The 22,952-nt window shown below is 66.6% G+C and carries 21 protein-coding genes; 10 read left to right on the top strand and 11 right to left on the bottom strand.

Translation table 11 applies throughout. The features are described from left to right. Window positions 1-26 precede the first annotated feature (26 nt). Complete coding sequence (locus tag E7T09_RS02725) at window positions 27-1,112, bottom strand: PA0069 family radical SAM protein (protein ID WP_136387588.1); 1,086 nt, start codon at window positions 1,110-1,112, stop codon at window positions 27-29. Window positions 1,113-1,274: 162 nt separating this feature from the next. On the opposite strand from E7T09_RS02725, the gene E7T09_RS02720 reads away from it, so the two are divergent. Beyond that, window positions 1,275-1,958, top strand: coding sequence for a hypothetical protein (locus E7T09_RS02720; RefSeq protein WP_136387587.1), 684 nt, complete (start codon window positions 1,275-1,277; stop codon window positions 1,956-1,958). Here the strand turns inward: E7T09_RS02720 and E7T09_RS02715 are convergent. From E7T09_RS02715 to icd, 5 genes are all read right to left on the bottom strand, one after another. Further along, on the bottom strand, window positions 1,955-3,487 hold the full coding sequence (locus E7T09_RS02715; protein ID WP_136387586.1) for a radical SAM protein: 1,533 nt from the start codon (window positions 3,485-3,487) through the stop codon (window positions 1,955-1,957). The two genes, E7T09_RS02720 and E7T09_RS02715, sit on opposite strands and share 4 nt — an antisense overlap. A gap of 276 nt (window positions 3,488-3,763) precedes the next feature. Next, window positions 3,764-4,186: a hypothetical protein gene (locus tag E7T09_RS02710; RefSeq protein ID WP_240741579.1), complete on the bottom strand. Its 423-nt coding sequence runs from the start codon at window positions 4,184-4,186 to the stop codon at window positions 3,764-3,766. Then, entirely contained in the window at window positions 4,179-4,667 is a 489-nt protein-coding gene (locus E7T09_RS02705; RefSeq protein ID WP_136387585.1) for a Panacea domain-containing protein, read from the bottom strand. The genes E7T09_RS02710 and E7T09_RS02705 overlap by 8 nt, the downstream gene beginning before the upstream one ends. A 76-nt stretch (window positions 4,668-4,743) precedes the next feature. Beyond that, window positions 4,744-5,871, bottom strand: coding sequence for a class I SAM-dependent methyltransferase (locus tag E7T09_RS02700; RefSeq protein ID WP_240741578.1), 1,128 nt, complete (start codon window positions 5,869-5,871; stop codon window positions 4,744-4,746). An 87-nt stretch (window positions 5,872-5,958) separates the two neighbouring features. Next, the gene (gene icd, locus E7T09_RS02695) at window positions 5,959-7,200 is read right to left on the bottom strand and encodes an NADP-dependent isocitrate dehydrogenase (RefSeq protein ID WP_136387584.1); all 1,242 of its coding nucleotides are present in this window, start codon (window positions 7,198-7,200) and stop codon (window positions 5,959-5,961) included. 230 nt (window positions 7,201-7,430) lie between these two features. Here icd and E7T09_RS02690 point away from each other — a divergent pair, with 230 nt between their 5' ends. From E7T09_RS02690 to E7T09_RS02655, 8 genes are all read left to right on the top strand, one after another. After that, window positions 7,431-7,664: a hypothetical protein gene (locus tag E7T09_RS02690; RefSeq protein ID WP_136387583.1), complete on the top strand. Its 234-nt coding sequence runs from the start codon at window positions 7,431-7,433 to the stop codon at window positions 7,662-7,664. 106 nt (window positions 7,665-7,770) lie between these two features. Beyond that, window positions 7,771-8,706, top strand: coding sequence for a carbohydrate ABC transporter permease (locus tag E7T09_RS02685; RefSeq protein ID WP_136387582.1), 936 nt, complete (start codon window positions 7,771-7,773; stop codon window positions 8,704-8,706). Continuing rightward, window positions 8,699-9,634, top strand: coding sequence for a carbohydrate ABC transporter permease (locus E7T09_RS02680; RefSeq protein WP_136387581.1), 936 nt, complete (start codon window positions 8,699-8,701; stop codon window positions 9,632-9,634). Before E7T09_RS02685 ends, E7T09_RS02680 begins: the two co-directional genes overlap by 8 nt. Further along, the gene (locus E7T09_RS02675; RefSeq protein WP_136387580.1) at window positions 9,631-10,038 is read left to right on the top strand and encodes a hypothetical protein; all 408 of its coding nucleotides are present in this window, start codon (window positions 9,631-9,633) and stop codon (window positions 10,036-10,038) included. Before E7T09_RS02680 ends, E7T09_RS02675 begins: the two co-directional genes overlap by 4 nt. Before the next feature lie 38 nt (window positions 10,039-10,076). Continuing rightward, entirely contained in the window at window positions 10,077-10,562 is a 486-nt protein-coding gene (locus E7T09_RS02670; RefSeq protein ID WP_136387579.1) for a hypothetical protein, read from the top strand. Further along, complete coding sequence (locus E7T09_RS02665; RefSeq protein WP_136387578.1) at window positions 10,549-11,940, top strand: FAD-dependent oxidoreductase; 1,392 nt, start codon at window positions 10,549-10,551, stop codon at window positions 11,938-11,940. The genes E7T09_RS02670 and E7T09_RS02665 overlap by 14 nt, the downstream gene beginning before the upstream one ends. A gap of 359 nt (window positions 11,941-12,299) precedes the next feature. Continuing rightward, on the top strand, window positions 12,300-13,994 hold the full coding sequence (locus tag E7T09_RS02660) for a winged helix-turn-helix domain-containing protein (RefSeq protein ID WP_136387577.1): 1,695 nt from the start codon (window positions 12,300-12,302) through the stop codon (window positions 13,992-13,994). A 4-nt stretch (window positions 13,995-13,998) separates the two neighbouring features. Beyond that, window positions 13,999-17,475, top strand: a complete 3,477-nt coding sequence (locus E7T09_RS02655) for a diguanylate cyclase (protein WP_168734662.1) — start codon at window positions 13,999-14,001, stop codon at window positions 17,473-17,475. A gap of 57 nt (window positions 17,476-17,532) precedes the next feature. Here E7T09_RS02655 and gatA read toward each other — a convergent pair whose 3' ends face one another. The 4 genes from gatA to E7T09_RS02635 form a co-directional block, all read right to left on the bottom strand. Continuing rightward, complete coding sequence (gene gatA, locus E7T09_RS02650) at window positions 17,533-18,987, bottom strand: Asp-tRNA(Asn)/Glu-tRNA(Gln) amidotransferase subunit GatA (RefSeq protein ID WP_136387575.1); 1,455 nt, start codon at window positions 18,985-18,987, stop codon at window positions 17,533-17,535. A gap of 56 nt (window positions 18,988-19,043) precedes the next feature. Further along, complete coding sequence (locus E7T09_RS02645) at window positions 19,044-19,805, bottom strand: DUF4388 domain-containing protein (RefSeq protein WP_136387574.1); 762 nt, start codon at window positions 19,803-19,805, stop codon at window positions 19,044-19,046. 117 nt (window positions 19,806-19,922) lie between these two features. After that, on the bottom strand, window positions 19,923-20,453 hold the full coding sequence (gene scpB / locus E7T09_RS02640) for an SMC-Scp complex subunit ScpB (RefSeq protein ID WP_136387573.1): 531 nt from the start codon (window positions 20,451-20,453) through the stop codon (window positions 19,923-19,925). Further along, window positions 20,450-21,091, bottom strand: a complete 642-nt coding sequence (locus E7T09_RS02635; RefSeq protein ID WP_136387572.1) for an L-threonylcarbamoyladenylate synthase — start codon at window positions 21,089-21,091, stop codon at window positions 20,450-20,452. Before E7T09_RS02635 ends, scpB begins: the two co-directional genes overlap by 4 nt. Window positions 21,092-21,179: 88 nt before the next feature. Here E7T09_RS02635 and E7T09_RS02630 point away from each other — a divergent pair, with 88 nt between their 5' ends. After that, entirely contained in the window at window positions 21,180-22,400 is a 1,221-nt protein-coding gene (locus tag E7T09_RS02630; protein ID WP_136387571.1) for a type II secretion system F family protein, read from the top strand. 76 nt (window positions 22,401-22,476) lie between these two features. Here the strand turns inward: E7T09_RS02630 and E7T09_RS02625 are convergent, their stop codons facing one another. Continuing rightward, a complete protein-coding gene (locus E7T09_RS02625; protein WP_136387570.1) occupies window positions 22,477-22,878 on the bottom strand; it encodes a Mov34/MPN/PAD-1 family protein in 402 nt (133 codons plus the stop codon). Window positions 22,879-22,952 lie beyond the last annotated feature (74 nt).

The following is a 22,952-nucleotide window of genomic DNA, read 5'->3' as shown; positions in this document are numbered from 1 at the left end:
CGCCGCTGGACATGCCATTCGAAAGGTCAGTCCAGCTCTCCGAACAACGAGGGCATCGCGCTGGGCACCCGGAAGCGTGACGTGTCGAGGGCCGCGCCCGGCCTGGGCAATCCCGCCTGACGCAGGGCCGCCCGGAACAGGGCGCGCATTCCCTCGGCGTACGGCCCGGTACCGGTCATGCGCTGCCCGAACCGCGGGTCGTTCAGCTCCCCGCCCCGCACCTCGCGGATCAGGGCCTCCACGCGGGCGCGGCGTTCCGGCTGTTCACGCTCCAGCCAGTCCAGGAACAGGTCGGCCGTCACACCTGGAAAGTGCACGACGTTATAGCCGGCATTCACCGCGCCCGCACGGGCCGCTGCTCGGATGATACGCGGCAGCTCGTCGTCGTTCAGACCGGGAATCACGGGGCCGACCATCACGCTGACCGGCACCCCGGCGTCGGTGAGGCGGGCCACGGCGTCCAGGCGCGCCTGGGCCGTGCTGGTGCGGGGCTCCATGCTCCGGAGAAGCTCCTCGTCGAGCGTGGTGATGCTCAGCGCGACCCGGACGAGGTGCCGCCGGGCGAGTTCTCCTAGCAGGTCGAGGTCGCGGGTTATCAGCGCGTTCTTGGTGATCAGTGCCACCGGGTTGCGATAGTCCAGCAGCACCTCCAGGCACGCGCGGGTCAGGCGGTAGTGGCGTTCGGCCGGCTGGTAGATGTCAGTCACGCCGCTCATGGCGATCACCTGCGGCCTCCACTTCCGTGCGGACAGTTCGCGCCGGAGCAGCGTGGCGGCGTCGAGCTTCACCATGATCTTCGATTCGAAGTCCAGGCCCGCGCTGAGGCCCAGAAACTCGTGGGTGGGCCGCGCGTAGCAGTACGTGCAGCCGTGCTCGCAACCCCGGTATGGATTGATGCTGGCCCGGTAGGGAATGTCCGGCGAGGTGTTCGTGGCGATGATGGTGCGCGCGTGGTCGCGGTAGAACTGCGTGCGGGGTGCGTACTCACGCCGCTCGAAACCCTCCTCGGTGGTGTCATGCGGATCGTAGGAAAGACGCTCGAAGCGCACTGGAACGTTGAAGGCCGCGCCCCTCCCGCGCACGCCGGGCAGAACGGGATGCGGCTCGGTCATGCCGTAGTGTACAGAATACGGGCAGTCAATTTCATCACGGGCGTAACAATGTTCCCGAAAACGCCCCACGTAGGGCGGTTTCTGGTTGGTGCAGGTGCGTGTTGTCCGGGCGGAATGGCGGAACCGGCAGACGATGGCGGCGCATCCCCTTGCACGGAGCGCTTGGCCTATAACCAGCACATGCCACTGCCTTCCTTCTGGCTGACCCGGCCCCCGTTCGACGTCGACGCACACCGGGAGACCCTGGAGGATCTAGAACAGGCTGGTCTCGCCTCCGGGCTGGTTCACCGCCCGGACACCGTTCCCGTGTGGGTCCTTCTGTGCTGGCTGTGCGACCGGCGCGGATACATGGCGCACGGCACGGGCAGCGGCGAGATCACCGTCTTCGAACCGCGCCAGTCGAACGACGTGGGCGACTTCGGCAACCGTCAGGCCGTCTACGCTTCGTCAGACGGCATCTGGGCGATGTTCTTCGCCATCATGAACCGGCCCGCCGTACCGATGCGGGTGGTGAATGCAGCCGTCACCGCCCACGTCGACGGTCAGGCCCTTCCGCTCTACTTCTTCGGCGCGAGTCGTCATGCAGTCGAGCATCGGGCTTTCCGCACCGGCTGGGTTTACCTGCTGCCCGGGCACGTCTTCGAGTGCGAACCCGGCGGTGAAGCGTTCGGTGTCACCTATACCTCCCACCACTGCGCCAGTCTGGACGCAGTGAAGCCTGTGTTCCGCGTGGAAGTGCGGCCCGACGATTTTCCCTTCCTGGACAGGATTCACGCCTACGAGGACGCGCAGCTCGACGAGCGGTCAAGACGCGACCCGGACAGCTTTCCGTGGCTGGACGACTAAACGGCCAGACCCTGCGCGTGTGCCGACACGTCTTTCGCCTCGTACTGGCCGGGCGGCAGGTCGATGACCGGTGAATTCGTCTCGAATTCGTCGTGCCAGCCGACCTCGTCCAGGGCCTTCTTCCACGCGCCGATGCTCTCGTTCCGGTAGATCTGGTGGGCAGCCATGCCCACCTCGGGGCCGCCGCGCGCGATCACGGACTCCACCCACGCCCACTTGGCCGACACGTTGCGCAGTTCGGCGGTGGTGCGCAGCTCCTTCTGGATGCGCTTCATGCGCTTCTCGATGGTCTGCACGCCCGCGAAGGGATCGGCGAAGTGCGGCGTGTGCCGTTTGGGCACGAAGGGACTGATGCCCAGCGCAATCCGGTTGATGCCCGCGAGTTCCTTCGTGAACGAGATCAGTTCGCTGATGTCGTCGTCGTTCTCGGGCCCCAGGCCGATCATCATGTAGACCTTGATGCCCTTGAACCCCAGGTCGCGGCTGATGTGCGCCGTCTTGATGAGGTCCTCGGTGGTGATGCCCTTCTTCAGCCAGCGGCGCAGGCGTTCGCTCGGCGCGTCTGAGGCGACCGTGAACGTCCGCAGGCCGCCCGCCTTGAGGATTTCCGCGAGTTCCGTGTCCACCGTATCGGCCCGGATGCTGCTCACCCCGAGCTTGATGCCCCGGTCGGTCAGGGTGCGGCCCACGTACTTCGTGTGCGGGAAGTCCGAGAGCGCCGCGCCCACCAGTCCGACCTTCTCCACCCAGTCCGGGATGGTGTCCAGCAGTTCCTGTGCCTGGTTGTTGCGGTTGGGGCCGTACATGGTACGCGCCAGGCAGAACGTACACGGGCGGGGACAGCCGCGCTGCGCTTCGACCAGGAACATGTTGCTGAGTTCCGAATGCGGCGTGACGATCTGCGAGTACGCCGGCAGCAGTTCCTTCGGCGCGGTCGCCCATGTGGGCTCGTGCGAGTGCCGGGCCGGGAGGAAGATGCCGGGCATTCCGTCGATCAGGTCGTAGAAATCCTCGCGCGACGTCGCCTCACGCAGCGCCTCGGACACCACCGGCACGATCTGCTCGCCGTCGCCGATCACGATCACGTCCGCGAAGGGCGTGAGCGGGTAGGGATTGCTGCTGGTGAACGGTCCGCCGATCATCACGACGGCGTCCGTGTCGTCGCGTTCCTCACGCAGCGGACGGATGCCCGCCACGTCCAGCGTGCGGATGATGTTCGTCAGGTCGAGTTCGAAGGACACGCTCAGCGCGAACAGTTCGCAGTCCCCGGCTTCCCGGCCGGTCTCGACGGTCGGCAGGGGCTGACCGGTCTTCTCGAAGGCGTCCACGTCGTCCGGCAGGAAGGTGCGCTCACAGGCGACGCCCTCCTCGTTGTTGAACATGCGGTAGATGACCTGATAGCCCAGCGAGGCCATGCCGACCGAGTAGCGGTTCGGGAAGGCCAGGGTCACGCGGATCGGGGCGTGCTTGAACATGGTGCCGGTTTCGGCGTCCAGCAGGGGTTTGATGGTGTTGCGCCAGTAACTCAAAAGTCCTCCGGGAATGCGCCCGTGGACTCCAGTGTCAGGGAGAGGCCGCGCGCGTCACAGCCACGCAGTGTACCAGAGGCGAGCAGGACGACTGGAGCGCGGGTTACGTGCGCGAAAGCATGCCCCAGCCAGATTCGGCTGAATTCCGTCATAACCCCACCGGATATCGGGTCAGGAGCGGCCGAATCCGTCATGCCGGTTCACCCAGCGGCTTCGCCCGTCTCCTCCACATCCTCCAGCGCTGTCCCAGAGGCCCCACGCTCCTGCCGCCCTCCCCTACTCTTTCTCCGGCCCGCTGGGGTACAGCCAGCGCAGGAAGACCAGGAACAGACCAATGACCGTGGCGGTGCTGGTGGTGAGGAACGCGATGATGATGGTCGGGTCGAGTTTGAAGGTCTGCCCGAACAGCACGCCAAAGCCCTGCGCGAGGGTCAGGGTCACGTCCGCGACCAGCCACAGGACGGACACGCCGAAGACGCTCAGGCCGATCAGGAGCCGCAGCACCCGCTGATCGACCCGCTCCCGGTACCGCAGTTCGCGGGTGCGGGTGTCCAGGTCGGCGTTGCGGCGCTCGGCGGCAGCCCCCAGCTGAATCACGCGCGAGATGGAGGTCGATTCCCCCACAGGATCGGACGGAGGGACGGAGGGCTCAGGAGAGGCGGCAGGTGTGGTCGGCAGGTCGACGGCCGGTTCAGGCACTGCGGGCCAGTCCCGTGTAGTACTCGCGGGTGATCTCGTTCGGGATCAGGTCGCCATTCTGTCCGTACACCTGTGCCCAGGGGCTGCCGCTGGTGTGGGTCAGGCGCGACAGTTCCACGCCGTCCATGCCGCCGTAGGCGTTCCAGACGGAGCGGATGACCTCCATCACCTCGGGGTCGCCGCCGAGATCCGGTTCGCCCGGCGCGACCGGCAGCGGGCCGCTGATGGGCCGGGTGCCACGTTCCCCCCAGTGCTGCCAGAGTTTGCGCACCACGGGGCCGTTCTTCCACGCATGGACGGTGTTGTACATCAAGGGCCGGCCCAGCAGCGCGAGCGTGAATCCGTGCGCGATGAACACCAGTTTATGCACCTGCATCTGGGTCAGTTCGCGATCCTCGGCGCGGGCCATGTCGAGCAGGGTGTTCGCCACGACCTCGGCGGCGTAGCCGGTGCGGCGCGGATCGTCGATAGCGGTGGCCATGGCAGGAACCTCCTTTCGACCCGGCACAGACCGGGCAGCGTTCTGTCCTCAGCGTAACACGCCAGGGTGGCCGCTGTCAGCCGAGCGAGCCCAGAAAAGCGTGGGTTCGGTACCCGAATGAGACCGTGCCCTCCCCTGTCACGTGTTCGTCGAACACCGCATCGAGGGCCCGCGTCAGGGCCGGATACGCGGCTGAGTCTGGCCCTGGCAGGTAACTGACGCTGGCCGCCAGCGCATGCAGCCGCTCGCGGGTCAGGGTGACCTCGTGGGTGAACTCCTGCCGCTCGAACCCGCCGGGCAGCAGGGCAGGCAGGCGCTCCTCGGGAACGCGGGTCGCCACCTCCGGTGTTCCTGCGGCCAGAAAGGGACGGATGGTATCGCCATACGCACGGTTGAAGGGCAGGGCAACAGCGCGCCAGTCGTTCCAGACGAGCAGCACCCTGCCGCCCGGCGCCAGGATCCGCCGAAACTCCACCACGGTTCGCGCCGGGTCGAACCAGTGGGCGGCCTGGGCCGCCGTCACCAGACTCACGGAAGCGTCGGGCAATCCGGTCGCCTCCGACGTTCCCGCATGAACGCTCAGGGTTCCGGCCGTCAGGGCGTCCGCGAGGCTCCGCTCAAGCTGGGCGCGCATCTCGTCATTCGGCTCCACCGCACGAACCGTGGCGCCCTGGCCCAGCAGCAGCCGCGTGAACAGTCCTGTCCCGGCCCCGACATCGGCGACCGGCGCGGCCAGGAGTTCGGACGACTCGAGCCAGGTGCCCAGTTCGGCCGGGTAGCCGGGCCGGGCGGCGGCATAGACGTCCGCCCGGCCCGTGAACCGGGCCGGATGGTCTGGTGGGTCGGTCGCTGAAACGTCAGGAACCGGCGTTCCGCTGGACGCCGTGGGCTCGCTGACCGGCGCAGCCCCGACCACGGGCGACGGCACGGCGAATGCGCTTGCGGCCTCGTTCAGACGGACTGCTGGAGCGCCGGCAGGCACTGCAGTCTTCGCGGCGGGCCGCCACGCGCTGGCCACGAAGTACACCAGCCCCGACAGCACGCCGGTGAAGATCAGGAACCACAGCAGGCGCGAGAGCACCCCGGCCGTGCCGACCACGAAGGCCCCCACGCCGGCCATCACCTGCCCCAGGAGCCACAGCAGCGCGAGCGCCACCACGGCCAGCAGAATCACCCCGATCAGGGCCAGGATCACGCGCGACATGCGCGGAGAATAGTGCAGAGCAGCCAAGGCGGAGGGCAGAGAACCACGAACGGTGGCCCCCTGCCCTCTGTACCGTGTGCTCTGGACTTACATGTTCTCGATCAGCGCGTCCGCGAAGGTGCTCGTGCCGACCTCGTTCGCGCCGTCCATCAGACGGGCAAAGTCGTAGGTCACGGTCTTCTGGCCGATGGTCTTGCTCAGGGAGGCCAGGATCAGGTCAGCGGCTTCCGTCCACCCCAGGTAGCGCAGCATCATCTCGCCCGACAGGATCACGGACGAGGGATTGATGACGTCCTTGCCGGCGTACTTGGGCGCGGTGCCGTGGGTGGCCTCGAACACGGCCGTCCCCGACACGTAGTTGATGTTCGCGCCCGGCGCGATGCCGATTCCGCCGACCTGCGCGGCCAGCGCGTCAGAGATGTAGTCGCCGTTGAGGTTCAACGTGGCGATCACGTCGTATTCCTTGGGGCGCAGGATGATCTGTTGCAAGAAGGCGTCGGCGATCACGTCCTTGATGACGATTCCGCCGGGCAGCTTCAGCCACGGGCCGCCGTCGATCTCAACGCCGCCGAATTCCTTCTTGGCCAGCTCGTATCCCCAGTCGCGGAAGCCGCCCTCGGTGAACTTCATGATGTTGCCCTTGTGCACCAGGGTGACCGACTTGCGGCCATTGTCGAGGGCGTACTGGATCGCAGCGCGCACCAGCCGCTCCGTGCCTTCTTTGCTGACCGGCTTCACGCCGAACGAGCTGGAGTCGGGGAAGCGGATCTTCTTGACGCCCATCTCGTTCACCAGGAAGTCGCGCATCTTGGCGGCGTCCGGCGTACCGGCCATGTACTCGATTCCGGCGTAGATGTCCTCGGTGTTCTCGCGGAAGATGATCATATCCACGTGCTCCGGGTGCTTGACCGGGCTGGGCACGCCTTCGAAGTACTGCACCGGACGCAGGCAGGCGTACAGGTCGAGTTCCTGGCGCAGCGCCACGTTGATGCTGCGGATGCCGCCGCCAACCGGCGTGGTGAGCGGGCCCTTGATCCCGATCAGATATTCCTTGAAGGCGTCGATGGTCGCCTGGGGCAGCCACACCGCTTCACCGTAGACCTCGTTGGCCTTGTCGCCGGCGTAGACCTCCATCCAGGCGATCTTGCGCTTGCCGCCGTAGGCTTTTTCCACCGCCGCGTCGAGCACACGGACGCTGGCCTTCCAGATGTCAGCCCCGGTGCCGTCGCCTTCCACAAAGGGAATGATGGGCTGGTCGGGTACCGTGAGGACGCCGCTGCGCATGCTGATCTTCTCGCCCTGGTCGGGCACCTTGATGTGCTTATCCATGTCGGGGAACACTGTAGCGCCATCGGGTGAACGTCAGGGTTCAAGTGTCCATGCGACCTTGAGGCAACCGTGATCCGACAGGGCCCGCGTGCCACGCGCATGAGGGAACCCCCAAGGGAGACCGGACGCTTGATGGTCACGCCCTGAACGAGTCCTCATGCCCTCCTGGCACGGCGCGGTCAGTCTGGAATCACCCTCACCGGGAATTCAACTTCAGGAGGACTCGACTGATGAGTGATAAAAGCACCGCCGAAAACATGCTGGACGCCGCCAAGGCCAAGGTGAACGAGGCTGCCGATCGCGCCCGTGAGGCCGCCCATGACGTGTCTCACGCCGTCACGGGGCACGTTTCGGATAAGGCCAAGGCCCTGGAAGACCGTGCGAAGGCCGAAGTCCACAACGCCGAAGCGCACGCCGAGTATAACGAGGGCAAGCGCGAAGCCCAGGATGGCGACGGCCACTGAGGGCCGCGCCTCAGCTTTCCGTGATCAGCCCCCGCCCAGCGCGGGGGTTTTTGCGTGTGCCCGCTTTTTCACGCCGGTTCACCCTGGACTGCGTACACTACCGCCCATGACCTCCACCCCCAACCGCCGGTCGCGCCGCGAGGAGCACCGGCTGGGCAGCGCGGGCGCGCGCGTCACGGCGCGCAACACCCTGATTGCCTACGCCTTCATGCTGCCGTTCCTGATCCTGCTGGTGATGTTCCACACCTGGCCGGTGTTCTTCGGAACGTTCCTGGCCTTCACGAAGTACAACATCATCTCGCCGCCGCAGTGGGTGGGGCTGGAGAACTTCCGCACGCTGATGCAGGACGAGCAGTTCTGGTCGGGGCTGCGCAACTCGCTGAAGTACATCCTGGTCGTGCCGGTCATCCAGGTGCTGAGCATGCTGGTCGCTCTGCTCGTCAACCGGCCCCTGAAGGGCGTCGGGTTTTTCCGCACGGCGTACTACGTGCCGGCCATCACGAGTTTCGCCGTGGCCGGCCTGATGTGGAACTGGATGTACCAGCAGGGCGGCCCGGTGAACGCCGTGCTGCGCGCCGTGGGTCTGATGCGCGATGACCGTGGCCTCTTGAATAACCCGGCGACCGCCCTGCTGGCCGTCATGTTCGTGACCCTCTGGAAGGGCATCGGCTATTACATGGTGCTATACCTCGCGGGGCTCCAGAACGTCAGCCAGGAACTCGACGACGCCGCCACCATCGACGGCGCGACGCGCTGGCAGGTGTTCTGGAATGTCACAATTCCGGGCCTGCGGCCGACGATCCTGGTGTGCTCGCTGCTCTCGACCATCAGCGCCATCAAGGTGTTCGAGGAGATCTATGTCATGACGCAGGGCGGCCCGGCCGGGAGCACGTACTCGGCCCTGTTCTACACCTACTCCAAGGCCTTCCAGGACTTCCAGTACGGCCTGGCCGCCGCCGCTGGCCTGATCATCGCGGTGATCAGCATCATCTTCGGCCTGATCAACTTCCGGCTCACCCGTGGAGGCAGGGTCGATGGCTGACGTGACCCTCTCCCCCGCCCGCCCGGCCACGACCGACGCGTACGCCGCGGCCGCCGCGCAGATCAAGGCCCGCCGCCGCCGCACCACCCTGCTCATGAACGCGCTCGCGTACGCCGTGCTGGTCGTGATCGCGCTGATCATGCTCTACCCGTTCTACTGGACGCTGATCACGTCGCTGGAGCCCACCGGGAACATCTACCAGGCCAAGATCCTGCCCGCCGCCATCAGCCTGAAGAACTACGCGGTCATGTGGAGCGGCACGACCGTCCCCTTCTGGCGGCTAATCCTGAATTCCGTGATCGTCTGCACGCTGGGCGTGACTCTGACCGTGCTGCTCGCCACCCTCGCCGCGTATCCCCTGGCGAAGATGCGCTTTCCGGGCCGCGACCTGATCTTCTACGCGATCCTGGCGCTGATGGTACTGCCCAACGAGTCCGGACTGATCGTCAACTACATCACCGTGATCAAGCTGGGCCTGCTCCAGCAGACCAACCCGATCCTGGACGCCGCGCGGCAGTACCTCGCCATCGTCATTCCCGGCATCGCGAGCATCGTGGGCCTGTTCCTGATCCGGCAGGCCTACCTGAGCGTGCCGCTGGAACTTATTGAAGCGGCGCGGATCGACGGGGCCAGCGAACTGAGCATCTGGCGGCGGATCATGCTGCCGCTGGCCATGCCGACCATCGCGGCCTTCTCGATCTTCGAGTTCGTGGCGTACTGGAACTCCTTTCTGTGGGCGCGGATCATGCTGCCCGACAAGGAACTCATGCCGCTCTCGGCCGGGCTGCTGGAACTGAGCGGCACCTTCTCCACCAACAGCCGCGCCGTGATGGCGGGGGCGGTTATCACCATCATCCCGATCCTGATCGTGTTCGCCTTCGGGCAGCGGTACTTCATGAAGGGCCTGGAAGGCGCGGTGAAGGGATGAAGGATTGGGCAGCAGCGCTGGGCCTTGCGGTGGCCCTCGGCCTGACCGGCTGCGGAACCCAGAGTGGGCCGGTCCCATCCGAATACGCCATGGAGATCAAGAGCGTGGCGTTCCCGGCGAGCGTGGCGGCCACTGCCCCCCTGGCCGTGCTGGTGGAGGTCACGGTGGGCGGCTGTCAGTCCTTCAAGCGCTTCGAGGCCGAGCGGAGGGCTGGTGTCCTGCAACTCCGGGCGATTGGCAGCACCCAGAGCGGCCTGAAGGTCGCGTGTCCGGCGATCATCGGCTGGGAGAAACGCACCTATACCGATCCGGGCACCCCCGCCCGCACTGATCCCTTCGAGATCGTCGTGAACGGCGCGTCGTATGGCACCGTCAGCGTTCAAGCGGACGTGGCCAGTCCGTGAACCGGGCCGCTGCGAGGCTCGATTTCCGGCGGTGGGTGGTGACGGAGGACACGCCGACCCTGCTGCGGCTGGAGGCGATGAAACCGGGCGGCGCGGCATGGTGGGTGCTGCTCCTGGCCGGGCTCCTGATCCTCGGTACCACCGTGATCCAGTGGGCCGTGGCCCTCAAAGAAGGGCACCTGCCCCCCAGTCCGTTCGAGTTGCTGATCGCGCTGTGTTTCGTCGGCTACGGGGTGCACCAGCGCGCCGTGCGGGGTGGGCGGATTACGGTGGACACGGCCACCCGCGTGGTAACCATCGAGAAGGCCGATGCCCCTCTGGGCGAAGCGCTGACGGTTCCTTTCCAGACCTTCGAAGGCATGACCCTGCGACATCGTGGGTATGGGTGGAGGCTGGTGATGATCCACAGCGGAGGCAAGCTCATCGACGTGACGCCGCCAGACGAACTGAATACCCGGAGCCTTCGTGCCACGGCCAAGTTGATTGCGGATCGCGTGGGGGTGACGATCCATGACATTCCCTGAAGCCCACACCCTTCCCTACCGCACGCTGGAGCGGACATGGGACGTGATCGTGGCCGGGGGTGGCACGGCGGGTGCCATGGCCGGCATTGCGGCGGCCCGCACGGGCACGCGGGTGCTGGTCATCGAGGCGCTGGGCAGTCTGGGGGGCACCGGCACGAACGGCTGGGTCACCCCCCTGATGCGGAACGTCTCGGCGGGCGAAAATCTGAACCGGGGCCTGACGGATGAACTCAAGCGTCGGCTGGACGCGCGGGGAGACGGCGCGACCGATCCTGGCGGGAACGACAACTGGTCCAATCCGGAAGGCATGAAGTTCGTGCTGGAGCAGATGCTGCTCGAAGCCGGGGGTGAGGTGCTGTACCACACGCATGTGGTTCAGCCGAGCATGAACGGGGAGCAGATCGAGGCGCTGGTGGTTCACAACAAGGGGGGGTTGCAGGCGGTGCGTGCCCGCGTGTTCATCGACGCGACCGGTGACGCGGACGTGGCGGCCCTGGCCGGCGTGCCCATGCGGGGTGGCGACCTGGACGGCGTGCATCAGGCCATGAGCCTGCGCTTCACGCTGGCCGGGGTGGATACGGCGCGGCTGTGCGCCTTCCTGCAAGGGCAGGGCCAGGGGCAGGACAGCCCACAGTTCATGCATTTCTGGATGGTCTGGGGCAAGAACTCCACGCTGGAGCCGCTGTTCCGGCAGGCGGTGAGCGACGGTGTGCTGCTGGAACGGGATGGGGATTACTTCCAGGGGTTCAGCGTTCCGGGCCGCCCAGGCGAGATCAGTTTCAACTGCCCCCGCATCCGCAATGACCTGCACGACGGAGCCGATCCGTGGCAGCTCTCGGCCGCGCAGGTGGACGGCCGGGAGGGCATTGACCGACTGACGGCCTTCTGCCGCCGGTACCTGCCGGGCTGCGAGGCGGCCTTCATCGGTGTCGTCGCCCCGATGGTGGGTATCCGTGAGTCCCGGCGGATCACGGGCGAGTACACGCTCACGCTGGAGGACATCCTTGACTGTGCGCGGTTTGCCGACAGCATCTGCCGCAACCACTACCCGGTGGACATCCACTCCGTGAGGGGCGGCGACCGGCTGCTGCACGACCGCGAGGGCACGGCACCGTACTTCGCCAGAGACGCGTTCCATGACATCCCGTTGCGCTGCATCGTGCCGGTGGGCGTGGCGAACCTGCTGGTGCCGGGCCGCGCGGCGAGCAGCACGTTCGAGGCGCAGTCCAGTATTCGCGTGCAGCAGAACTGTCACACCATGGGCGAGGCGGCGGGGATTACGGCAGCGTGGGCGGCCCACCGGCATGCGGGGCGGGTGCGCGACGTGGCCGTGCCTGCGCTTCAGGATGAGATGCGTCGCCGTGGCGGGCTCGTCTGAGCGGGCCTCACTCCACCCTGCGCGCTTGCCCGGTGGCGAAGCGCGGCCCCCGCCGGGGGATGAACAACAGGTCAGCTGGCGGGTTTATGTCTGCAAGCATAGAAATGCTGTCCAGACCACCGTTTCAGTTACCTGGGTTTGATGAAGGCGATGAGAGGAATCTGTAAGCGCCCCCCTGAGAGCATGGGCCATGGGGTTTACTTCACATCGCATGATCCGGCCCGGACAGCGCTGTGGAGCCACCTTTCCACTGCCCGCCGGACCGTCGTGATGCCTGATCCCAGCATGTCTCCCCCAGTGAACGGCCCGCTCCCAGCGACAGCGCCGAGCCGCCGTCGGCCCTCCAGGAGTGCCGGCCTGTGAGCGCGTCCGTGGACATTCCAGCCCGCTCCTCGTTGACAGCGAAGGAGGAAGCGCTGTTCGAGCTGCTCGAACGGCACCCCGGCCGGCTGTTCAGCCGCGGGGAGATCCTGGAACGGGTCTGGGGCCTGGATTTTGGCGGAGATGACCGGATCGTCGACGCCTACGTCAAGCGCATCCGCCGCAAGACGGGCGAGCACCTGATCGAGACGGTACGCGGGGCCGGCTACCGTCGGCCGGGGGCGCCGCCGCAGCAACAGTCGCTGCCGCACTACCAGCACCTCTCCAGCGACGCCCGGATGCTGCTCGATCTGGGCCGCCGGATCCTGCGGGTGAGTTCCACCGATGGCGTGCTCCAGGAGGTCGAGGCGACCCTGGCGAGCAACCTGTACCTGCGCGGAGTGGCGCTGCTCACCCGGCCCGAGGGAGGCGCCGCGCGCATGGCCATGCCGTGGCTGGTTCGTGGCGCGGCCGGTTCGACCGGCATCCCCTGGTCGGATCTGCCACCGCTCGAAGGCCATGAGCCGCTCTACACAGCCGCCTGGGGCCAGGAGCACCAGCCGGCGGCCCTGCTGCCGCTGGCTGGTGCCGACGCCGTATGGGGTACGCTGGCCGTGGTCGGCGCACCCGGCGTGTCGTGGGACGTGAACATCTACGCGCAGTTGGAGGCGGTGGCCTCACTCGTCAACCCGGCGCTGCGCCTGAACATGGAGATCGACCTGCGCCGCACCGCCGAGCAGGAACTGCGGGTGCTGAACGCCGGGCTCGAAGAACGCGTCCAGCAACGCACCGAGCAGCTACTGCGCTCCATCCAGCAGGCGGAACTGTTGAATCTGCTGACCCGACAACTGGAGCAGGCGCACACGGTGCCCGACCTGATGCGCTTGGGCCTGCCAGTGCTGGCCCGCCTGACCGGCTACGCCGCCTGCGCCGCGTGGTATCCGCACGCGGACGGCCCCGCCCTGGCATGCTACCGGCACGACGGCACCCGCTTTGAAGGCCCCGCGATCAGCCCCGACATGCCCGGCGGGATCAGCGTGTCGTGCGATGTGCTCGGGCAGCCTCTCCTCATCCACGCCTTCGATCCAGCGGGTGGTCGCGGCCACTCCGTGGAATCCATGCCCCTGCTCGAAACGGCCGCGCAGTCGCTGGCGCTGAACCTGTCGAGGCATCTGCACATGCAGGCCATGGAACGGACGGCCCTGACCGACGAGTACACCGGACTGGGCAACCGCCAGGCGTTCCTGAACGACCTGACGTCCGAAGTCGCGTACACGGCCCGGCACGGCGGCGGCTTCGTGCTGACCATCGTCGAGGTCGCCAACATCCGCTTCGTGAATGCCACCGTGGGGTACGCGGGCGGCAACGACCTGATCGCGAAGCTGGCCCAGGCGCTGGACACCTGCCGCCGTGCGGAGGACCGGGCCTACCGCCTGAACGGCGCCACCTTCGCGGCCATGCTCCGGATTCCCGCCGGGCTGAACAGACTGGACGCGGTGCGCGGCTGGCAGGATCGGCTGCGCGGCACCCTGAACGACTTCGTGACCGGCGCTCCCTTCAGGATCGAGCTGCTGGTCGCGGACACAGTCTGTCCAGAGGACGGCGCCTCGGTGTCGGAGCTGTTCAAGCGCGCGCTCGAAGGCCTGCAGACACCGCCCGGGGCAGCCTCGGCAGACAGGCGATACTATGGGTGAACCGATGGATGATCTGCTGCTGGGCCTGTCCCCACGGGCTGGAGACGACCCGCAGGCCGACGTGACGGACAGTCCTGCCGAGCTGCTCGCCCTGCACGCGGCGCGCTGCCGGGAACTGGCCCAGCTGGGCAGCAGCGAGGATCTCGTGGACGCCTGCCGGGCCTACGCCGACACGGCCCATGAGCTTGAGGACGACGCGCAGGAGGTCGAGGCCCTGTCCATGCTCGCCACCGCGGCGCAGCAGTGCAGTCAGTTCAACGTGGCCGTGAATGCCCTGCAACGCGAGGTGGAACTGCGCGCCCGCAATGGTGACCGGGTGGGTCAGGGCCTGTGCCTGAACAACATCGGCATGGTGTGGTCGTACCTGGGCGCGCACGCAGACGCCCTCTCGGCCCTGTACCAGTGCCAGAAGCTATGCGACCAGTACTCGGAAATCCCGGACGACGTGCGCGCGGCCTGCAACGTGAATATCGGCCGCATCTTCCTGACCATGGCGCAGCCTGCGCAGGCGCTGTCGTTCCTGGTACCCGGCCTGGAGCAGGCCCGCCGCTGCGGCGACCTGGAAACCGAACTGGGTGCTATGGGAATGAGCGGCCTGGCCCACAAGGATCTCGGGCAGTTCGAGCAGGCCCAGAAGATCCTCACCCAGGCCATCGGTCTGGCGCGGGATCATGACCTGACCCATCACCTGATCGACCTGTACGACAACGTGGGGCAGGTGCACTTCGACCAGGGAGCATTGGACGAGGCGCACGACATGTTCAGCCAGTCCGCGTACTGGGCCACCGAAACCAGCGACGTGCAGGGGCGGGTGAACGCCCTGCTCAGCCTGGGCCGCCTGGAATTCCGCCGGTCACATGCCGAGGTGGCCCGCGCCTCCCTGGACGAGGCCCTCGCCCTGGCCACGACCCACGAACTTCACGCCTCGAAGCTCTCGATCCTGGAAAGCCTGTTCCAGGGGCTGGAAGCCCAGGCGAAGCTCGCGGAGGCCTACCCGCACCTGCGGGCGTACCGGGATCTCGAACGCGAACTGTTCACCGAGGAAAACGAGCGCAAGACCCAGTCGATGACCGCCCGGTTCGAGGCCGAGCGGGCGCGGCGCGAGACGGAGATGTACCGACAGCTGAACGACGCATCCCAGCTGGCGCGGATCCAGGCCGAGGAGACGGTGCGCCTGCGCACGGCGGAACTCGAGGCCGTGCAGATCGAGATCGTGAACCGCCTGGGCCTCGCTGCCGAGTACCGGGACGACAAGACTGGGCAACACACCCGCCGGGTCGGTGAACTCAGCGCGTCCCTGGCCGAGGCCATGGGGCTGCCGCAGGAGGAGATCGACCTGCTGCGCTGGGCCGCGCGCCTGCATGACATCGGCAAGATCGGCGTCGGCGACGACATCCTGCTCAAGAGCGGCCGCTACTCCCCCGAAGAGTTCGAGCGTATGAAGCTCCACACGGTCATCGGCGCGAAGGTGTTGGAGGGCAGCAAATCCCGGCTCCTGCGCGTGGCCGAGGAGATCGCCATGACGCACCACGAACGCTGGGACGGCAGCGGGTATCCGCGCGGACTGGCCTCGACCGACATCCCCATCAGCGGCCGGATCGTCGCGGTGGCCGACGTGTTCGATGCCCTGATCACCGAGCGGCCCTACAAGGAAGCGTGGCCCGTCCAGTCCGCGCTGGACGAGATGATCCAGCAGGCAGGATCGCAGTTCGATCCGGACATCGTGGAGCACCTACTGCGCCTGATCCAGGGGGGGGCCGCGCCGCACGGTTCGACCTCCGGCCCCACTTCGACCAGCCCTGAACTGCCCGCTCGCCGAGTGGTGACACCCAATGCCGAGACCCTGGAAGTCAAGGAAATGATCGACCGGGCCTGGGCGGTGCGCCGCAGTGACAGCCGGGTCGGAGCCGACCTGGCGGCGCGAGCCATGGAGATCGCCCGGAACGGCACGGACGAGCGTGTGCTGGGCCTCGCGCACCGCACGCAGGGGTACTACTGTTTCGATGCGGGCAATTACGAGGAGGCCCTTGCCCACCTCTCGCAGGGGATGGACATCGGAGTGCGGCTCGATGATCCCGGACTCCAGGCGGACTGCGCGAACTTCATCGCGGCCGTGTACAACAACCTGCAGGATTACGCCAAGGCGACGGATCAGCTCAGCGTGGCCCTCAGGATCGCCCGCGATCATATGGATCGGCTGCGGGAAGCCCAGCTGCTGCACAATCTGGGCAACCTCAGTTACCGCAACCGGGATTGGACTCAGGCGCAGCAGTTCGTGCAGGAGAGCCTGGATCTGTTCAGCGATCTGGGCGTGCTCCACGGTCAGGAGGATGCCCTACATACCATGGCGACCATCGCCTTCGACCTGGATCAGATCGAGCTGGCCGCTCAGGCCGCCCAGGAGGCCGTGTCGATGGCCCGCCAGACCGGAAACCTCGCGGTCATGAACCTTGGGCTGGCCACGGCCGGCAAGGCCGCCGCCAGGCTTGGCGATCCTGAACGGGGCAAGGTGCTGCTGCGTGAGGCGATCGAGCAGTCCGTCGAGGCGGACCTTCCGACCAACGAACCCTGGAACCGCTTCGAACTCGGGCGCCTGCACCAGACGCTCGGCGAGTACGCCGAGGCCCGCGCCTATTACCTGGATGGCCTGTCAGCCGCCCAGGGACGGGGGATGCGCGACCTGGAAATGCTGATCTACCAGCAGCTCTCGGAAATCGCTGCCCACGAGGGACAGCACGCGGACGCCTTCCACTTCTACCGCCAACACCACGAGATCGAACGCGAGATCCACGATCAGGTGGCGGCCATGAAGACCCGCTCGATGATGTCGCAGCTGGAAGTGGAACGCGCGAAATCGGAGGCGGAGATCTACCGCCTGCGAACCATCGAACTCGCCAGCGCAAACGAGGCGCTGGAGCGGTCGAACACCGAGAAGAGCAGCCTCGTGAACATGCTCGAGGAGCAGTCGCGGCTGCTGGAACGCCAGCTCTCGGAGGACGGCCTGACCGGCCTGTACAACCGCCGGCACATCGAGAACCTGTTGCAGGACGAGTACACGCAGGCCCGCGTCACCCGCCGGGCCCTGAGTGTGGCCATGGCGGACATCGATCATTTCAAGCAGATCAACGATCAGTTCTCTCACTTGGTGGGCGATCAGGTGCTGCGGACGGTGGCGCAGCTGTTCCAGGCCGCCGTCCGATCCATGGACTCGGTGGGCCGGTATGGGGGCGAGGAATTCCTGTTCGTGTTCCCAAACACGCCGCTCGCCCAGGGCATCAGCGTATGCGAGCGCGTGCAGGATCTCGTGCGGTCGTACGACTGGACTCAGATCCACCCCCGGCTAGTGGTCACGCTGTCGATCGGGGTCGCCTGCGAACCGCTGGTCGCGAACCACGAGAAGCTGATCTCTGTGGCCGACGAGCAGCTCTACCGCGCCAAGCACAGCGGACGCAACCAGATCTGCGCGGCGCTGCCGGACTGACGGAGCAGATCTGGGAGCTGAAGAGTGAATTCAGGCCGACCAGGAGATTCCGTCCTTTCAGGCGAAGGCGGGAGCGACTCTGGCCTGAACGACTCCCAGTCCCTCCAGTCCGCCCGAGATTCGCACGAGCAGTTCGTCGTGCAGGGCGGGGGCGATGAACTGAATCCCGATGGGCAATTCCGTCCCGTTCACGGTCTCGAAGCCCATGGGGACGCTCAGGGCGGGCAGGCCGGCGAGGTTCACAGCCACGGTGTCCACGTCGGCGGCGTACATGGCCAGGGGATCGCTGGACTTCTCGCCCCGCCGGAAGGCCGGGAATGGACTGGTCGGCGTGATGAGGACGTCCACACTCTGGAAGGCGGCGGCGAAGGAATCCGCGAGGCGGCGGCGGATCTTCATGGCGCGGGAATAGTACGCGTCGTAGTAGCCGCTGCTCAGGGCGTACGTGCCGATCATGATGCGGCGCTGCACTTCCCGTCCGAATCCGCGTTCGCGCGTGAGGGTCATGCTGGCTGTGACGTCCGCGCCGGGTTCGCGGTGGCCGTAGACCATGCCGTCGAAGCGCGCGAGGTTCGAGCTGGCTTCCGGCATGGCGATCAGGTAATACGCGGCGATGGCGTACTTCAGTTCCGGAATGCTGATCTCCTGCACGGTCGCGCCCGCAGAGCGCAGGGCGTCCAAGGTGGAGGTCAATGTCGAGGTCACGCCCTGGGTGTTGCCGTCCAAGCTCTCGCGGATCACCCCCACGCGCAGGCCGCGCAGGTCATCCGGGGTGCCCGCCCGGAACTTAGGGGGAGCATCCAGGCTGGTCGCGTCGCGGGGGTCGTGTCCGGCGATGACGTTCATCAGCAGGGCAAGGTCTTCGGCGTGGTGCGCGAGCGGCCCGATCTGGTCGAGGCTGCTCGCATAGGCCACCAGCCCATAGCGGCTGACGCGGCCGTAGGTGGGTTTCAGGCCGTACACGCCGCACAGGGCCGCCGGTTGCCGGACGCTGCCACCCGTGTCGCTGCCCAGCGCGACGGAACTGATCCCGGCAGCCACCACGGCCGCGCTCCCGCCACTGCTGCCGCCGGGCACGCGATCCGTGTCCCAGGGGTTCAGGGTGGGGCCGCTGGCGCTGCTCTCGGTGCTGGATCCCATGGCGAATTCGTCCATGTTGGCCTTGCCGACAATCACCGCCCCGGCGTCCAGCAGGCGCTGCGCGGCGGTGGCCGTGTACGGGCTGACGTATCGGTCGAGGATGCGGCTGCCGCAGGTGGTGCGGGTGCCGGTCACGTTGATGTTGTCCTTCACGATGACCGGCAGGCCCGCCAATGGCAGGGGCTCGCCAGCGGCCACGCGGGCTTCGACCGCCTCAGCCTGCGCCCCGGCGTGCGGATTGAGGCTCACGAGCGCGTTCAGGGCGGCGGCCGCCTCGGCTCGGGCCAGGGTCTCGGTGAGCAGATCGCTCGGCGTGGTCTCGCGGGCCAGGACGGCTCGGACGAGGGAGGTGGCAGTGTGCAGGCCGGACATACCGTGCCAGTGTAGCGGCGTCTCCTGCGCTGGGAGCGACGCTGCTCCGCGCGGCTTCAGATGGGACGCACGAGGACACTGTCGCCCGCCCGCAGACCCGTACGCATCAGCAGTTCCGGGGGGAGCATCAGCAGCGCGGCGAGGTTGCTGCCGCTCCGCACCGGCAAGGTGTACACCTCACCGTCATCGGTACGCACGGCAATGCTCTGGGGGTGACGCACCGTATCTTCCTTCCAGCGTTTGAAGATCAGTTCATCGACCAGGGCCACCCCCTGCACCTCGCGCGTGACCGTCACAGTCAGGCGGGCCACGCGGGACTTGCGGCTGGTGAGCAGACCGATCCGGTGCAGTTTTTCCAGCAGGCGCCGGGCCTCCGGATCCACGCCGATCTCCGCCACCGGCCGTTGGGCGTCCACCATCTGCAAGGTGGCCTGTTCCCGCAGGGTCCAGCGGAGTCGGCCTAGGCGCTCCCTGGACGTGAAGCGGGCCGGGCCGTCGAAGCCCAGCGGTGGCGGCGGCAGGGCGTCCAGCACCTCCAGGGTCACCTCGTCCAGGGGGGAATCCATCCGTGGATCGGAGTGCGTGAGGCCCTCATCGAACTGGAAGCGCCCGCGCGGGTCGGCCATCAGCGTGACGAGCGCCTTGGTACCCCGGTCGCGTCCGAACTCCAGGTGACGGACGCGGCCGCCCTCGATCCACGCCTGAAACTGACCGTCCGGCCGGAAGACCGTCAGGACGCCACTGCGACCCTGATCCGTCAGCAGGTACAGGAGTTCCAGAAAATCGAAAGTTTCGAGGCTGGCCGTGGTGTTCGTCATTCGAGAGGAGCCCCCGGGATCAATCGCGCAGATCCTCGAGGCCACCTGTCATCTTCTGTCATCCGCTCCAGAAGGGCAAGGCACCTGCGCGCCCCCCCACCGGGAGCAACGGCCGCCCTACCCACGCAGCAGATGGGCGAAGTCCTCACCCTGCAAGGGGGGCAGGTCGGCCAGGCTGCCCAGACCGAACTCCAGCAGGAAGCGCTCGGTCGTGCCGTACAGCAGCGGGTGGCCCACTGCGTCGGACGTGCCGGTCACCTTCACCAGCTCACGCTCCTGGAGGGTCACGACCGTGCCCGCGCTGCCACCACGCATTGCCTCGATCTCCGCACGGGTGACCGGCTGCCGGTATGCGATCACCGCGAGCACCTCCAGGGCCGCTGCGCTCAGGGCCGGCAGGGCGGGCGGGGCCAGCAAAGGGGCCAGAGAGCCCGCCAGTCCCGGCGGCACCACCAGGCGGTACCCTCCGGCGACCTCCTCCACCGCGAAGCCGAGGCCGTGCTCCGCCAGGGCCCCTGCGAACGCCGCCACCTCGGTGCGGGTCGCCGCCTCGTCGAGGCTCAGGATGTCGGCCAGTTCCCTCGCGGCCACAGGGCGGCCGGCGGCGAGAAGGGCCGCACCGATCACCGCCCGAGGCGGGTAGGTCACAGGCCGTCCGCCTGATCCCGGCGCGCGGCCTGGAGGAGACGGCTGATCTGATCGGTGCCGACACTCCCTTCCCGGAGCACCTCGCCACCGGGAACGATGACGACCGTACTGGCCAGTCCGGCAGACCGAATGCCTCCATCGGGCAGCACCTGATTCGCCAGCCCCATGGCCGTAGCCTCCGCGAAGGTGGTCGCCGGGGCGCGTCCAGACACGTTGCAACTCGTGGTCACCAGGTAGCCCCCGGCCGCACGCAACAGGGCCTGGGCGACCGGATGATCGGGCACGCGCAGGCCCACCCGGCCACCCGGCGCGAAGGCAGGCGGGCAGCGGTCAGACGCAGGGGCCACCACCGTCAGCGGACCGGGCCACAGCGCGGCCAACGCGGTGAGTTCAGCATCCTCTTGAGCGAGGAGGAGGGCGCACTCGACATCTGCACTGGACATCTGGAGAGGCTTGAGCGGGTCACGACCCTTGAGTCGCCACAGCCGTTCGACCCCGGCGGCCGCATCCGGGTGTACCGCCAGACCCCACACCGTTTCAGACGGGTAGGCCACGACCTGACCGGCCATCAACCGCTCTACGGCTGACGTGATGCTGGTGGGCCAGTCGCCCGGCAGGGATGGGAGATCAGTGTGCATGTGCGTTTCCTTCCTCACACGGTGGCCAGCATGGCAGAACTGCGCTTTGTAAGGCGACCGCAAGACCACCTGACTATACTCGGCGGGTATGCCTGTCTTCGAATACCGTGTGCGCGACCGCTCCGGGAAGGTGCTGAAATCTCAGATGGAGGCCGATTCGCTGGCCCAGGTGCGAGACGCCCTGCGCGCGAAGAACCTCATGATCGTCGAGATCAAGCCGCCGAAGGCCGGCCTGAGCGCCGATGTCAAGATTCCTTTCCTGAGTGACCGGCCTCCCAGTCTCAAGCAGGTGGCGATCTTCAGCAAGCAGCTGGCCACGCTGATCAATGCGGGCGTGCCGCTGGTGCAGTCCCTCGCGATCCTGCAGCGTCAGCTGGAGCACAAGGGCTTCCAGGACATCGTGAAGGCCATGCGAACCGACGTGGAGAGCGGCACCCCCCTGAGCGAGACGCTCGTCAAGTACCCAAAGCTGTTCAACCGGCTATATGTCAACCTCGTCCGGGCGGGCGAAACCAGCGGTACCCTGGACGCCGTTCTCGAACGGATTGCCGACTTTCAGGAAAAGGATCTCGCTCTGCGCGGCAAGATCAAGAGTGCACTGACGTACCCCGTGATCGTGTTGGTTTTCGCCCTCCTGATTACCTACTTCTTGCTGACAACGATCGTTCCGCAGTTCGCCGGGATTTTGGCACAGCTTAACGCTCCTCTGCCCACGATTACGAAGGTTTTGATGGCCACCTCCAACTTCCTTCAGCACGGCACTCTGTACATTGTCGTCATTGGAGCCGCCGTGACGTTCCTGTATCGCTGGTACTACGCGACCCCCAAAGGGCGGCACATCATAGATGAAATCAAGCTGCGTATTCCTATCTTCGGTAATCTACTGAAGAAAAGCGCCATCGCCTCCTTTGCTCGCACGTTCGGCCTGCTGATCAGCTCTGGCGTCAACATCATCGAGAGTCTCGAGATCACCAAGGGCACCGCCAACAACGCGATCGTCGAGGAAGCCATCGAAAATGCGAAGAACGTGGTCATGGTTGGGGATCAGATGAGTTCCAGCCTGGCCACCAGCAAGATTTTTCCGCCCATGGTGGTCAGCATGGTGGCCATTGGCGAAGAAACCGGATCATTGGACTCCATGCTGGACAAAGTCGGTGACTTCTATGATCGGGAAGTGGATGAGGCCGTCGAGGGGATGACCGCTGCCATTGAGCCGATCATGATCGTTTTTCTCGGCGGTATCGTCGGAACGATTGTGGCCGGGATGTTCCTCCCCATGTTCAGCATCATTGGGACGCTCAGCAAATAGATTCGGGAATCGACAGACACTGGCCCTGTTTCTGGGGCCAGTTTGCTGTGGTTAACGGTTCTGAATATCTTGAGATTCAAACAGTGGTGCGCACTGGCACCAGTTCACCTTCTGGCAGCCGGAACGCCTGGAGGGTTCGGCTCCGAAGATCCGCGATGATGTGGGGTACGGGGTAGACGGCCAGGCGGGTGTCCGTCTGGCTCGGCCAGGCGGGGCCGCTCGGGTGACTGTGGTACAGGGCGACGAGGTGCTGGCCATCGGCGTCCATGGCCTTCAGGGCACGGAGCAGGCGACCGGGATCCGCAAGGTACTCGAAGTCGGGTCTCGAGGCGATATTCACGAGGGGGTAGAGCGCGGTGGCGTGCAGGCTCTTGCCCTCGCTAGTGCCGCCGATCACGCCCACGCATTCGTTCGGTGCTTCCCGGTCAGCGTGCGCCCAGAGCGCTTCGATCAGGGCGGCCGGAAGGTGGAGGGTCACGCGGGCATTATGCGCCGCCTTCTGCTGACCGATCCTTCACGTCAAATGCTGTGCCAGCCGCGCAATGATGCCCG

This window comes from Deinococcus sp. KSM4-11 (assembly GCF_004801415.1).
GTDB lineage: Bacteria > Deinococcota > Deinococci > Deinococcales > Deinococcaceae > Deinococcus.
This window is presented reverse-complemented; position numbering and strand designations above follow the sequence as displayed.